We start from the raw sequence: 14,453 nt of genomic DNA on the forward strand, positions 1-14,453 counted from the left end.
AATTTAAACTTACATGAGTACTATTTATTGAACATTATCAGTAAAATTGTATTGAAAAAATACATTACTTTTAATTCCTCATAAATCTGATCTAATGTTTTCTAAAAAACGCATTTATTGTTTAGAATCGGTTCCTGATGTAGAATCTCCAAGCAAAAGTCTTTTCCTCCCTGAGTTAGAAAATTTAGCTCTTCAATATGGGATTACTAATGTGTACAAAACCTGCGATAGTATTGAAGGATTTGAAGAAAGCATAAGTACTTTAGTTTATGAAGATCGTAATTTTAAAGACTACTCTATTATTTACTTAGTTTTTGAAGGCAAAGAAAATGAACTAAAAATTGATAATTACTATTACAGTTTTGAAGAATTGGCAGAATTTTTTGAGGGAAAGCTAAAAGGTAAAATCATTCATTTTTCGAACACTTTCCTTTTAGATTTAGAAGAAGAAACTTTTCAATATTTTCTTGATGTTACTGGAGCAAAAGCTATTTCAGGCTATGGAAATCGAGTACCAGTGCTAAGTGCTGCACTCGATAATTTATATTTTTCATTAGGAGAAGAATTTGATGATCCAACCGAAATAGTAGAAGTACTCTATGAAAAGCAATATACTATTTGTAAAACTATGGGGTTTAAAATGTATTATTAAATTCATTGTAACCAAATTATGACAGAAAAGTATTCAATAGTAATACATCCTTCAGAAGAAATTATTGAAGAGGTTAAAAAGATGAAAGAACTTTTAGCCAATCATGTAGGTTGGTTTGGAAGTAAAAATGCTGTAGCTCATATTACAATTTGCGAATTTGAAGCTACTGAAAATGATTTAAAAAAAGTTTATTCCGAATTAACACAACTTTCAGCCCCTATTACCCCCCTTACGGTTTCAATTAAAGATTTTGATTCATTTCCTAATGGTGCTTTCTACATGGCTATTGAAGAAGAATCTAAAAAACAACTTCGTCCTATAATGAAACGTTACCATAATAGTTTATCCGTTAAAACCTATCATCATAGCGACACTCCACACATAACAATTGGTCGAGGATTAAAACCTCAGCAGCTTAATTCTGCACAAGAATTATTTAAAAACTATAATGAGAGCTTTTATTGTGACAATATCGTTTTGAGAAAATTCAACCCAGAAGTAAAGCAATATTTTGTCATAGAAAAATTTTGGTTTAAAAGTGAACCCGAAAGTCAATTAGTTCTTTTCTAGTCTTTTATTTTTAACTAACCTTTTAAATTTATTTTTTGTAATACTAAACCTACTAAAAAGTTGAAAAACAATACTTTATAGTGCCTGATTCAATAGTGTTTATATATTTGAACCCCCCAACATCAAATAGATAGAGGCTATGAAAAAAAAACTACTATTATACCTTTTACCATTTTGTTTAATCACATCAATTGTTAGTAGTCAAACAACAATTAGAGAAAATAATTTTACAAGTAAATATTTCACTAACAAAATTGAAGTAAGCTTTGATAATCCAGCAAGCATTATAACTATTTCAGATGCATTTAGCGGTGAAAAACTATATTTTTCATCAAACAAACAAAACACAACATACACTATTCCTGTTTCTAAACCCGGACAGATATTGGTAGTAAATTATATCGAAAACGGAGTAGAAAAAACAACACGATTGGCAACTCAGTCCCTTTCAACTGGGGAAATAAAAGTGTATTTCAATCATGCAGTAAGTACATCAGTAGCTTACCCTGGAAATAATGCAACAAATCTAGGAAACACATTAGATGACAAATTAATTGAAAAAATAAATGCTTGTACCTCAACTTTAGACATTGCTATTTATAATTCGGCTTCACCAAATGCTACTTCTGGAATTGCTGGTGCAATAAACGCTGCTTATACAAGAGGTGTGCAAGTGAGAGTAATATATGACGGATCTACAAGTAGCGCCATGATTCCTTTATTAAATGCTGGTATACCAAAACTTGCGAGTCCAACTACATCTGATTATGGAATTATGCACAACAAGTTTGTCATTTTTGATGCTAATGATGCAGACGCAAACAAACCTTTAGTCTGGACTGGTGCTACAAACTGGACAGTGGTACAAATTGATGGACCAGATTCTAACAATGTAATCACTTTTCAGGATCAAGCTTTAGCCTTAGGATATAAATTAGAATTTGAAGAAATGTGGGGAAGCAATACAATGACTCCTAATCTTGTTAATTCTAAATTTGGTCCCTACAAAACTGACAATACTCCACACAATTATGTTATTGGCGGAAAGGCTGTGGAAAATTATTTTAGTCCTACGGATGGCCCTACTACAGCTATTATAAATTGTATCAACTCAGCAAATTCAGACATCGATATTGCCACTATGCTTATTACTAGGGATGATATTGCCAATGCTATTATAAATAAATATAATGCTGGAATTACTAATACAAATCTTCTTACAGATACGCAAAACCCTTCTGGAAACGATTTCAATTTAATCCAAAGTAATATTGCTTCTGGTCACGCCGTAAAAGATGTGGTAACAGGTAGCATTATGCATCACAAATTTGTTGTTATTGACAACAGCAACCCAACATCAGACGCACAAGTTTTAACTGGTTCTCATAACTGGAGTTCTTCGGCTGAAACTAGAAATGATGAAAATACAGTTGTGGTACACGATGCCAATATTGCAAATCAGTACTATCAAGCTTTTCATTATTTGTATACACTTGCAGCTGGAGTTTTATCTGTAAATAGTTCAACTTTCAATGAGCAATCTCTTACTTTATATCCTAACCCAACAAATAATAACATTACTATTAGAAATTCTGGAGAAGATGATATTAATAACTGTTCAATAGTCCTTTACGATTTTATGGGTAAGAAAATTTATGAAAAAGAAATTGGGCTTTTATTCAATGAGACTATCGATTTATCAAATCAGCAAACTGGCGTTTACATTTTGAATATAAAAAGTGATGATAAAGTAAAAAGTTTTAAAGTAGTAAAACAATAAAAAAGGCCTCTGTTGAGGCCTTTTTATTTATCCTTTCAGCAAATTAATACTTACTGTTGCGTAGTCAGTATTAGGATATTTTTTGAAATATTCTTTATCAGGGAAAAGTCCTGCTTCTGCGGCTATTTTATGTAGTACATCTATCTCTACAATAAATTGATCCGAAAAGCCATGTGTGGCATCATAAGCTGTTGCTGCAGTACTTCCAACGTTATTAGCTGTTAAATCTGGAGAAACTGTATGCAACTCAATAATTAACAATCCGAATCGATGTACATAAGGTGCCCATTTCTTGAAATGTTCTAGTAAATTATCTTCAACATCATTATTATTAATCCTAACTCCTCTATGTGCAAACGCTCCAGAAGAAGTGCTTACTCTACCTTCTGTTTTTTGAGAAGGTACTTCCCAAATACGATTATGATCTAAAAACGTACGCACATTAAGCAAATCTTTTAAATCAATATTGTAATCCTCTTTCAAATCATCTGATAATTGCTGAGGATTTCCAATATCACCCCAAATTACTTTAGCCCAAATATCTGCTTTGATTAAATTAGCTCTTGTCACTTTTAATGCAGCTTGATTATAATCGGCGCCAACTAAAAACAGTGGATGCTCGTCTAATAATTTCCCACGAAGAGTTTGTCTTTCTATCACTTCAAAAATATGTTGTAAGAAAGCGCCATTACCACACCCCATATCAAGAATTCCCTTGGGTTGTTCATGAATTGGTTTATTAAATAATTCGATAATTATATCGTCTATAACCTTAAAATAAGTTGTATGTGCTCCTCCACTACCCCACACATTCATTTCTCTGTTTACATGAATCTCTTCTTCATTTTGCCCAATGTCTCTTAGTTTATTAGGATTTCCAAAAATCAATGTTTCTAAATTCTTAAACATTGGTAAGTAGGAAACAGTTACACCGTATGCTGAAGCTCTTTTGGCTATAAACAATCCATCTTCAGTAAATTGATATTTCCCTTTTTTCTGTAAAAACCATCCCAAATAGGCTAAAAAGTCAAGCATTTTTGAAAACGATTCGGGATTTTTATGAAATTCATCGGCACTAAAAGAAGATTCCATAAAGTACTTATGAAACATACCACTCATTCCCAAGCTAACCGTTATTGGAGCAACCAAATAACCTTCAATATGCATGAGAATTTGCTCTTGAATACTTTTTAAATTTTCATCGGTTTCCCACTTTAAATCATAAGAAGCTTTATATTTTTCAAAAATTGGTTCCAAAACACTTATACTATCAGCAGTGATAACATTGGCAGTAAAAATAGTTGAAGTGTTCAATAATGTTACCACGTCTTTATAAAGATAGAACAGACTAAAAGCATATTCACTTTTCTGATTTACCTCAACCGTAATAACATCATTTTGAATATCGATGTCATAATCTAAAAATCCCTGTGAAGCTAATACTCTAAGGGCCACATTGAGATAGCCTTCATTAGCTTTAAATTCTTCAACTAACTTGGCAAGAGTAACTTTTTTATTTTTTAGAATATAATCTAAAATTCCTTTTTCTTTTAAAATATGTGCTACTGGTGCAGTAACAATGCCATCTAAATGTCTAAATATCGATTCACGTAATTTGTTTTTTGGTATCATAAAAATTTATGTTGTTTCTCAAATATATAAAAATATTGCACAATAAAACGAACTTATTATAACTCAACAAAAGAACTTTCAAGTACTATTTCGTAACTTCGAACCACAATAAAAAAATTATGAAACAAATAGTAAAGGACAATTTTCCCAGTTTTAATCAATTATTACTCGATGACATTGAAAAAAATGCTGCAATTAAAGAATTTAATGCTGGAGAAGTACTTATTCGTTCTGGACAATACATTAAAAACACCATTTTAGTCCTTAAAGGAAAAATTAAAATTTATCGAGAAGACGATGATGGAAACGAATTCTTTATGTACTATTTACAGCCCGGTCAGGCCTGTGCCATATCTATGATTTGTGCAACGAAAAGTGAAACTAGTGCTGTGATGGCAAAAGTAGTTGAAGATGCAGAAGTTGTACAATTACCCTTACCACTTATGGAAAAATGGATGGCACAACATCGCAGTTGGTATGAGTTTGTTATTGATACTTATAGAAAACGTTTTGAAGAAGTACTCGAGGTGATTGATAATATTGCTTTTAAAGCAATGGATGAACGTTTAGCATTTTATCTAAAAAAACACAAAGAAGTTACGCAATCTAAAGATATTAAACTTTCTCATCAGGAAATTGCTACTGAATTAAATACTTCTCGCGAAGTCATTTCAAGATTACTAAAAAAAATGGAGCAACAGGGCTTAGTTAGTTTATATAGAAATCATATAGAACTGATAAAATAATTTTATCCGTGTGATAAATGTTACCATCATTTATGCTATAATAAATGAATTTTGCGATATAATTATTCAATATGGAAATTTTAGGTTATTTATCATCCGTACTAATTGGTATTTCTTTAGGACTTATTGGAGGTGGCGGCTCTATTTTGACCATTCCTATTCTGGTATATTTATTCAAAATTAATCCTGAAAACGCTACAAGTTATTCTTTATTTATTGTTGGGACTACTTCTCTATTGGGAACTTACAAACATTACAAATTAGGTAATTTGCAATTAAAACCAGCGCTTTATTTTGGAATACCATCAGTTATATCATTATTGCTTACACGAAAATTTATTTTACCTAGTTTGCCTTCAAAAATTTTTGAAATCGGTCAAATGCTCATTACCAAAGATATTTTGATTATGATTGTTTTTTCAATTTTGATGATTTTTGCGGCTTTTTCAATGATTAGGAAACAACCCGAAACGATTAATAAAGAAATCAATTTAACTAAATTAATTGTTCTTGGTTTAGTCATAGGAATAATAACTGGATTTTTAGGTGCTGGTGGCGGATTTTTAATTATCCCTGCTTTGGTACTTTTTGGAAATCTATCTATGAAACAAGCTATAGGCAGCTCATTATTCATTATCTTTATAAACTCAACTTTAGGCTTTTTAGGAGATGTTTTAAATGGTGTTGTTATTAATTATACTTTCTTGATTTCAATTACGTTAATTGCTTCTATAGGAATTTTAATTGGAACGAAACTTTCAAAAACAATCGATGGAAAAAAACTCAAACCTGCTTTTGGCTGGTTTGTACTACTAATGGGAATTTATATTATTAGTAAAGAATTTTTAAACATGTGATAATTATCACTAATTATAACTTAGATATACTTTATTTTTGTTTAAAGAAAAATAATAAAAATACAAACTATGAAAATAGAACAAATATACACTGGTTGTTTAGCTCAAGGAGCATATTATATTACTTCTAACGGGGAGGCTGCTATAATTGATCCACTTCGTGAGGTACAACCTTATATTAATAGATTATCACTTGATGGCGTTTCTTTAAAATATATTTTTGAAACACATTTTCATGCCGATTTTGTTTCTGGACATTTAGACTTAAGCAAAGCAACAGGTGCATCTATTGTTTATGGTCCAACGGCTCAACCCGAATTTGAAGCAGTAATTGCCACAGACAATCAAGTATTTGAAATTGGTGATATAAAAATAAAAGCATTACACACTCCTGGTCATACTATGGAAAGTACAACGTACTTATTAATTGACAAAAACGGAAAAGAACATGCTATTTTCTCTGGAGATACTTTGTTTATTGGAGATGTTGGACGACCTGATTTAGCTCAAAAAGCAGCAGAAATGACTCAAGAACAATTAGCTGCTATCTTATTTCATTCATTGCGTGACAAAATAATGACTTTAGCAGATGATGTTATTGTTTACCCTGCTCACGGTGCTGGAAGTGCTTGTGGTAAAAACATGAGTAAAGAAACAGTTTCTACTATTGGGGAGCAAAAAGAAAAAAACTATGCTCTTAGAGCAAATATGACGGAAGCTGAGTTTGTAACCGAAGTACTTGATGGTTTAACACCTCCTCCAGCCTATTTTGGAATGAATGTAGCCATGAACAAAAAAGGATACAACAGCTTTGAAGAGGTTTTAAATAACGGAATGAAAAGCTTATCTCCAAACGAGTTTGAAGAAATGGCCGAAAATACTGAGGCTCTAATTTTAGACACTCGTAATGCTGCCGAATTTTATAAAAAACACATTCCACAATCTATAAATATTGGAATTGGTGGTGATTTTGCTCCATGGGTTGGAACTCTAATTGCCGATGTAAATCAACCTATATTAATTGTTACCGATTTAGGTAAAGAAGAAGAAACTATTACGCGATTAAGTCGTGTTGGTTTTGATAACGTACTTGGACATTTACAAGGAGGGTTTGAAGCTTGGGAAAAAGCAAGTAAAGAAATTGATAGTGTTAAACGTATTTCAGCAGAACAATTTGCTCAAGAAGTAAAAATTGGTACTGATAAAGTAATCGACATTCGTAAAGAAGGCGAATACAGTGCAGAACATCTAGATGAAGCATATAGCAAACCTTTAGCATACATTAATAATTGGATTAACGAAATAGATCCTAAAGAACATTTTTACATTCATTGTGCAGGAGGATATCGCAGTATGATAGCTGCATCGATTTTACAAGCACGCGGATACAGAAATTTCACAGAAATTGAAGGAGGTTTTAGTGCTATCGCAAAAACTGAATTACCAAGAACCGATTTTGTTTGTCAAAGTAAAGTTTTATAAATGAAAACTGTTTTAAACAATTGGCATCTTATGCGATTTATTCGATTGGCCATGGGAACTTTTCTAATTTTTCAGGCTTTCGATACGCGTCAATGGATTTTTTTGATATTCGCAGGATTCTTTTTAATACAAGCTTTGTTCAATTTAGGATGTTCTACAAACGGATGTTCAATCCCAAAAAAATAAATGTAGTATGACTGATTCATTTCAAAACATAATTAATACTGACAAACCTGTCTTGGTAGATTTTTTTGCTAATTGGTGTGGACCTTGTAAAATGTTATCACCAATTCTCAAAGAAGTAAAAGATAATTTAGGAGAAAGAATTTCTATTATTAAAATTGATGTAGATAAAAATCAAGAATTAGCAACAAAATATCAAGTAAGAGGTGTTCCTACAATGATGTTGTTTAAAAATGGTAAGCAATTATGGAGACAATCTGGGGTCTTATCAAAAGATGACATCATTAAGACCATTACTGATAAAAGCCTATAAATTAATGTTAAAGAAATATCTTTCAACAATCATTGGTATTATTTTTGGGACTATAGCAGGGTATTTGTATTACAAATATATAGGTTGTATTTCTGGCACTTGTGCGATTACTTCTAAACCAATTAATAGTTCATTATATGGTGCAATTATGGGTGGTTTAGTTGGTAACTTATTTCAAACTAAAAAATAATTTTAAAAAATTTAACTATGAAAAAACTTGTAGCATCATTAGCATTAGTAGTATTATTTTCAACAAGTACTTTTGCACAAGAAGTGAAGAAGGAAACATCTGCTAAAAAAGCTAAAACTGAAAAAGCTTGTACAACAGAAGAAAAGAAAGCATGTAGTACCGATAAAAAAGCGTGTTGTGCTTCTAAAAGTGCTGTAAAAAAAGCTTAATTCACAATTAAATAATAAAAAAAACACCTACTTCTGTAGGTGTTTTTTTTATCTCTTCTATAAATATTTCTATGTGACTATAGTTACTGACTAAAAGTTTTTATCAATATAAATTTGCTTCATAATTTATTAAACATGCTATGAAACATAATTATATATTATTGATTACAAGTATTTTAAGCTTAAATTCTTGGTCGCAGGACACGATACAACTATCTAAATCTGATTTGCAAGCTAAAATTGTAGAAAACAATTTGCAGATTAAAATAGCTGAGAAAAATTATCAATCAGCTAAAGCCGATTATAATCAGTCAAAATCACTTTTTTTACCTAATGTTACTGCATCACATACTGGTATAGTAACCACGAATCCATTAATGGCATTTGGCTCTAAATTGAATCAGGAAATTTTAACGGCTTCTGATTTTAATCCTGCTTTGCTTAACGACCCAAAACGAACTCAGAATTTTGCCACTAAAATAGAAATTCAACAGCCGTTGATTAATGTTGACGGAATTTATGGTCGTCAAGCGGCCAAAGCTAAAATGGAAGCGTATCAATTACAAACTGAACGTACTAAAGAATATTTGGAATTAGAAATAAACAAAGCATACATGCAGTTACAACTGGCTTACAAAGCGGTTAACGTTTTGAAAAAAGCCGAAGAAACTACAAAAGCGAATTTAAAATTGGTGGAAAACTATTTTAAAAACGGAATGCTTCAAAAAACCGACCTGCTGAATGTACAGGTACGTGTGACCGAAATCTCGAATCAGCTGCAATACGCAAAATCAAATGTGCAGAATGCATCTGATTATTTAGCCTTTCTTCTGAACGAAGACAACAACAATAAAATTTTCAAACCATCTGATGAGTTGGAAAATTCGGTTACTCAATCTTCTTTTGAAACAAAACTTTCTGAAGAACGAAAAGATATTCAAGCCATGCAGAAATCAGTCAATGCCTACGAAAAAATGTTCAAATCTTCCAAGTTGGGAATGCTGCCTCGCTTGAATGCCTTTGGCAGTTATGAAATGTATGATAAAAATATCATAGGAATAAAAGCCAGCGGTTATTTAGTAGGTGCGCAATTGTCCTGGAATGTATTTGACGGTATGAAAACAATCAGCAAAACAGAAAAGGCAAAAGCCGATTTTCAAAAAGCCGAAGTAGAAACAGAACAATATAAAAAACAGAGTCAGCTGGAATTGAATAAAACTTCGCGTCAGCTGAAAGATGCTGAAAATAAAATAAACTTATCAAAACTGGCACATGAACAATCTCAGGAAGCTTTCAGAATCCGCGAAAACAGATTCAGACAAGGATTGGAAAAAACAACCGATTTATTATTATCTGAAACCCAGATGGCACAAAAAGAACTGGAGCATCTGCAGGCCATTTTTGAATATAATTTCACAAAAAGCTATTTGGAATTTTTAAGTAAATAAAACAAAAGTACAAAAGACGAAATATAAAAGATAAAGACGAAAAACATGAAAAAAATAATCGCAATTACAATCCTATCATCATTGATTATAACCTCATGTGATGGTGACAAGAAAGAAAAAACAGCTGAATTACCAGCCATTCCTGTAAAAATTAATGGAAAACTAGACATTAACAACAGTTCATTTGTTACTGCAAGCGGTAAAATTGAAGCAGAAAACAGCGCTAATTTAAGCACCAGAATGATGGGGTATGTTACAAAAGTTCATGTAAAAGTAGGTCAAAATGTTCATGCCGGACAATTATTGGTTAGTGTGAACAATACTGATTTACAGGCTAAAAAAGCACAGGTGGATGCTTCGATTATTCAAGCACAGGCAACGTACAACAATGCAAAAAAAGACTATGGCCGTTTTGTGAATTTATTTGCACAGCAAAGTGCTTCTCAAAAAGAGTTGGATGATATGACTGCCCGCTATGAAATGGCAAAAGCCGGTTTAGAAGCAGCAAAACAAATGCGTAACGAAATTCAGGCTCAATTTTCATATTCAAATATTACAGCTCCTTTTAGTGGTGTGGTTACCAATACTTTCATTAAAGAAGGTGACATGGCTAATCCAGGAATGCCGCTCGTTAGTGTTGAAGGGGCATCAAAATTACAAGTAACAGCCATGGTATCAGAAAGCGATATTGCCAATGTAAAACAAGGAATGGCTGTAAAAATCAATATTAAATCTTTAAATAAAGTTGTTTCCGGACGGGTTTCCGAAATAAGTTTATCCGCAAAAAACACCGGAGGTCAGTATTTAGTCAAAGTAAATTTAGACAAATCAGACAAAAGTATATTGTCCGGCATGTTTGTCAATGTACAATTCCCAGTTGAAAAAACTGCCGTGGCAAACACTTCATCTTCTGAAAGATTATTGATCCCAAGTGCAGCTTTAGTAAAACAAGGACAACTCTCTGGTGTATATACAGTTGGAAACGGAAACACAGCTATACTAAGATGGCTTCGTTTAGGAAAAGTTTATGGTGATCAGGTAGAAGTATTATCTGGATTAACAGCAAATGAAGCCTATATCGTTTCCGCTGAGGGTAAATTATTTAACGGAGCAAAAGTTAATGTTCAGTAAACAGCAATCGGTTTCAATTACAGTTCTCCATGCAGAACCTGAAATTTGAAACTCTTAAACTAAAAGAAATGAAAGGTATATCAGGTAAAATAGCCAATTTTTTCATCAATTCGAAGTTGACCATTCTATTGATGGTGGCATTGATGATTGTTGGTTCATATAGTTCGTTCTTGATTCCAAGAGAAGAAGAACCACAAATAAATGTTCCTATGGCCGACGTCATGGTTGGATATCCGGGAGCAAGTCCATCAGAAGTGGAAAGCAGAGTGATAAAACCACTTGAAAAAGTTATTTCAAATATAAAAGGTGTCGAACACATACATAGCATGGCCATGAATGGCCAAGCCATGATGATTGTCCAATTTTATGTGGGTGAGGACATCGAACGTTCGTATGTGAAATTATACGACGAATTGATGAAGCATCAAAATATGTTTCCTCAAGGAGTAATGCAACCTATGGTGAAAACCCGTTCCATTGACGATGTTCCTATGCTGGGAATTACACTTTGGAGTGAAAAAATGGATGATTTTGAAATACGTCAGGTTGCTGAAGAGGTAACCTCTGAAATAGAAAAAGTTAAAGATGTAGCCATTACAAAAGAGATTGGCGGAAGAAACCGTGAAGTTAAAGTCGTTTTGGATAAAGACAAAATGGCTGAAAACCATGTAGACGCATTGAACATAATGCAAATGATTCAAGCCAATAATGGTAGTGCACAGTCAGGCAGTTTTGTACAAAAAGATGAAGAATTTTTGGTTACAACCGGTCAGTTTCTGGCGACTTCTGAAGATGTTGAAAATCTGGTTGTAGGTGTCAATCAAAACATGCCCGTATATTTAAAACAAATAGCCACTGTTCAGGATGGCCCTTCTACTCCAAGAAGTTATGTATCTTTTGGTTACGGAAAAGGAAATGAGAAATTTGGTAAAAATCCATCAGAATATCCTGCGGTTACTATCTCTGTAGCCAAAGTAAAAGGTGCTGATGCCATGAAGATTTCGGAAAAAATCATCTCTCATGTAGAAGAATTGAAACAAAACTTAATTACTGAGGATGTTCATGTTGAAATCACAAGAAATTATGGTGAAACAGCTTCTCATAAAGTAGGTGAATTATTAATGCACTTAGGTGTGGCTATTTTAGCGGTAACCGTTTTAGTTATGCTCGCTATGGGATGGAGAGGCGGATTAGTCGTATTCTTCTCGGTTCCACTAACCTTTGCACTGACATTGTTCAGTTACTATATGCTAGGATATACGTTAAACCGTATTACATTATTTGCCTTGGTATTTGTAGTGGGTATTGTGGTAGATGACAGTATTATTATTGCCGAAAATATGCACAGGCATTTCAAAATGAAGAAATTACCTTTTAAAGATGCGGCAATTTATGCGATTAACGAAGTAGGAAATCCAACCATTTTAGCCACTTTTACAGTAATTGCAGCTATTTTACCAATGGCATTCGTATCAGGAATGATGGGACCTTACATGAGTCCGATGCCTATTGGTGCTTCAATCGCCATGTTGTTGTCATTGTTTGTTGCTTTAACCGTAACACCATATTTGGGCTATCATTTATTGCATGAGAAAGACGAACAGGAGCATAAAGCAGAACAAGGGTTGGAAACCAGCTGGATTTATAAAATCTACCAAAAAATGGAACAACCTATGCTGGAAAGTTCGGCGAAACGGAATTTAATGTTTGCCATTACCATTTTCTTATTGTTAGGTTCAATTGCGATGTTTTTCACCAAATCGGTTGCTGTAAAAATGCTTCCGTTTGATAACAAAAATGAATTTCAAATTGTAATCGACATGCCGGAAGGGACTACACTGGAAAGAACGGCAGTGGTTACAAAAGAAATTGCTCAGTATATTTCCACTATTCCCGAAGTTGTAAATTACCAAAACTATATAGGAACTTCCGCTCCTATTACTTTCAACGGTTTGGTTCGTCATTACGATATGCGCGGAGGAAGCAACATGGCAGACATTCAGGTTAATCTTTTAGACAAAGGAGAAAGAGACTTACAAAGTCATGATTTGGCTAAAATTGTACGTCCGGAAATTCAGAAAATTGCCAAAAAATATGGTGCTAACGTAAAAGTAATCGAAGTACCACCAGGACCACCGGTTTTATCAACTTTAGTTGCTGAAGTATACGGACCAGACTACAAAGAACAAATCAAAGTGGCGCATCAGGTAAAGGATATTTTGAATAACACACAGGATATCGTTGATGTAGATTGGTATGTGGAAGACGCACAAACCGAATATAAGTTAGAAGTAGACAAAGAAAAAGCAATGCTGAATGGTATCGCTCCGCAGCAAATTGTGGGAAATCTAACATATTTGCTAAGAGAAATGCCTGTAACAAATTTATATGATGAGCGTTCCAATAATCCTGTGGGAATAGTTTTAGCCTTGGATGACAAAGACAAAACGTCTTTAGATGATTTGAAAAATCTGAAAATCAAAGGAAACAATGGCAATGTTGTACCGGTAAACGATCTAGTTGAAGTCAAAAAAGACACGCTACAGAAAACAATTTACAGAAAAGATCAAAAACGGGTGGTTTATATAACTGGTGATATGGCAGGAGCACTGGAAAGCCCTGTATATGCTATTCTGGGAATGGAAGAGAAACTGCAGAAAATGCAACTGCCAAAAGGATATGCTGTCAACGAAATGTATATGGGCCAACCTGAAAGCGAAAACAATTTTACAGTAAAATGGGATGGTGAATGGCAGATAACACTTGAAGTATTCCGTGATTTAGGAGCCGCATTTATGATTGTAATCATCATCATTTATATGCTGATTGTAGGCTGGTTCCAAAACTTTAAAACCCCGATAGTCATGATGGTAGCCATTCCATTGTCATTAGTTGGAATTGTATTAGGACACTGGATGCTGGGCGCTTATTTTACTGCCACATCGTTCATTGGTATGATTGCATTGGCAGGGGTTATGGTACGAAATTCAGTGCTGCTGATTGACTTCATCGAAATAAGGCTGAATGACGGTATTCCATTGAAACAGGCAATTATTGAAGCCGGAGCGGTAAGAACAACACCTATCTTATTAACAACTGGTGCAGTCGTTATAGGAGCGTCTATCATCTTATTCGATCCAATTTTCCAAGGGTTGGCAATATCATTAGTAGCTGGTGCAATTGTTTCAACTATATTAACATTGATTGTTGTACCGTTGATTTATTATATCACTGAAAAGAAAAAATGGGAATCTAATTAA

General features: G+C 33.3%; 13 protein-coding genes. 12 read left to right on the forward strand and 1 reads right to left on the reverse strand.

Annotation, left to right across the window (positions count from 1 at the left end):
• Nucleotides 1-94 precede the first annotated feature (94 nt).
• The 3 genes from LJY17_RS05335 to LJY17_RS05345 all read left to right on the forward strand — a co-directional run bounded on the left by LJY17_RS05335 (nucleotide 95) and on the right by LJY17_RS05345 (nucleotide 3,002).
• The gene (locus tag LJY17_RS05335; RefSeq protein ID WP_264542816.1) at nucleotides 95-652 is read left to right on the forward strand and encodes a DUF6642 family protein; all 558 of its coding nucleotides are present in this window, start codon (nucleotides 95-97) and stop codon (nucleotides 650-652) included.
• A gap of 18 nt (nucleotides 653-670) precedes the next feature.
• On the forward strand, nucleotides 671-1,222 hold the full coding sequence (locus LJY17_RS05340) for a 2'-5' RNA ligase family protein (RefSeq protein ID WP_264542817.1): 552 nt from the start codon (nucleotides 671-673) through the stop codon (nucleotides 1,220-1,222).
• A gap of 139 nt (nucleotides 1,223-1,361) precedes the next feature.
• Nucleotides 1,362-3,002 (forward strand): phospholipase D-like domain-containing protein, encoded by a 1,641-nt coding sequence (locus tag LJY17_RS05345; RefSeq protein WP_264542818.1) that lies wholly within the window; start codon nucleotides 1,362-1,364, stop codon nucleotides 3,000-3,002.
• A gap of 27 nt (nucleotides 3,003-3,029) precedes the next feature.
• On the opposite strand, the gene LJY17_RS05350 is transcribed toward LJY17_RS05345, so the two are convergent.
• Nucleotides 3,030-4,634: a class I SAM-dependent methyltransferase gene (locus LJY17_RS05350; protein ID WP_264542819.1), complete on the reverse strand. Its 1,605-nt coding sequence runs from the start codon at nucleotides 4,632-4,634 to the stop codon at nucleotides 3,030-3,032.
• Between the two features lie 119 nt (nucleotides 4,635-4,753).
• Here LJY17_RS05350 and LJY17_RS05355 point away from each other — a divergent pair, with 119 nt between their 5' ends.
• The 9 genes from LJY17_RS05355 to LJY17_RS05395 all read left to right on the forward strand — a co-directional run bounded on the left by LJY17_RS05355 (nucleotide 4,754) and on the right by LJY17_RS05395 (nucleotide 14,453).
• The gene (locus LJY17_RS05355; protein WP_264542820.1) at nucleotides 4,754-5,380 is read left to right on the forward strand and encodes a Crp/Fnr family transcriptional regulator; all 627 of its coding nucleotides are present in this window, start codon (nucleotides 4,754-4,756) and stop codon (nucleotides 5,378-5,380) included.
• A gap of 71 nt (nucleotides 5,381-5,451) precedes the next feature.
• Nucleotides 5,452-6,237, forward strand: coding sequence for a sulfite exporter TauE/SafE family protein (locus LJY17_RS05360; protein ID WP_264542821.1), 786 nt, complete (start codon nucleotides 5,452-5,454; stop codon nucleotides 6,235-6,237).
• 69 nt (nucleotides 6,238-6,306) lie between these two features.
• Entirely contained in the window at nucleotides 6,307-7,719 is a 1,413-nt protein-coding gene (locus tag LJY17_RS05365; RefSeq protein ID WP_264542822.1) for an MBL fold metallo-hydrolase, read from the forward strand.
• A gap of 193 nt (nucleotides 7,720-7,912) precedes the next feature.
• Nucleotides 7,913-8,215, forward strand: a complete 303-nt coding sequence (gene trxA, locus LJY17_RS05370; protein WP_264542823.1) for a thioredoxin — start codon at nucleotides 7,913-7,915, stop codon at nucleotides 8,213-8,215.
• A 4-nt stretch (nucleotides 8,216-8,219) separates the two neighbouring features.
• Nucleotides 8,220-8,405, forward strand: coding sequence for a DUF6132 family protein (locus tag LJY17_RS05375; protein WP_264542824.1), 186 nt, complete (start codon nucleotides 8,220-8,222; stop codon nucleotides 8,403-8,405).
• Between the two features lie 17 nt (nucleotides 8,406-8,422).
• The gene (locus LJY17_RS05380) at nucleotides 8,423-8,614 is read left to right on the forward strand and encodes a hypothetical protein (protein WP_264542825.1); all 192 of its coding nucleotides are present in this window, start codon (nucleotides 8,423-8,425) and stop codon (nucleotides 8,612-8,614) included.
• Nucleotides 8,615-8,754: 140 nt separating this feature from the next.
• Complete coding sequence (locus tag LJY17_RS05385) at nucleotides 8,755-10,062, forward strand: TolC family protein (RefSeq protein ID WP_264542826.1); 1,308 nt, start codon at nucleotides 8,755-8,757, stop codon at nucleotides 10,060-10,062.
• Between the two features lie 45 nt (nucleotides 10,063-10,107).
• Nucleotides 10,108-11,193: an efflux RND transporter periplasmic adaptor subunit gene (locus LJY17_RS05390; protein ID WP_264542827.1), complete on the forward strand. Its 1,086-nt coding sequence runs from the start codon at nucleotides 10,108-10,110 to the stop codon at nucleotides 11,191-11,193.
• A gap of 68 nt (nucleotides 11,194-11,261) precedes the next feature.
• Nucleotides 11,262-14,453 carry an efflux RND transporter permease subunit gene (locus LJY17_RS05395; protein WP_264542828.1) on the forward strand — a complete coding sequence of 1,064 codons (3,192 nt, stop codon included), beginning with the start codon at nucleotides 11,262-11,264 and terminating at the stop codon, nucleotides 14,451-14,453.

The organism is Flavobacterium hankyongi (assembly GCF_036840915.1).
In the GTDB taxonomy this organism is placed as follows: domain Bacteria; phylum Bacteroidota; class Bacteroidia; order Flavobacteriales; family Flavobacteriaceae; genus Flavobacterium; species Flavobacterium hankyongi.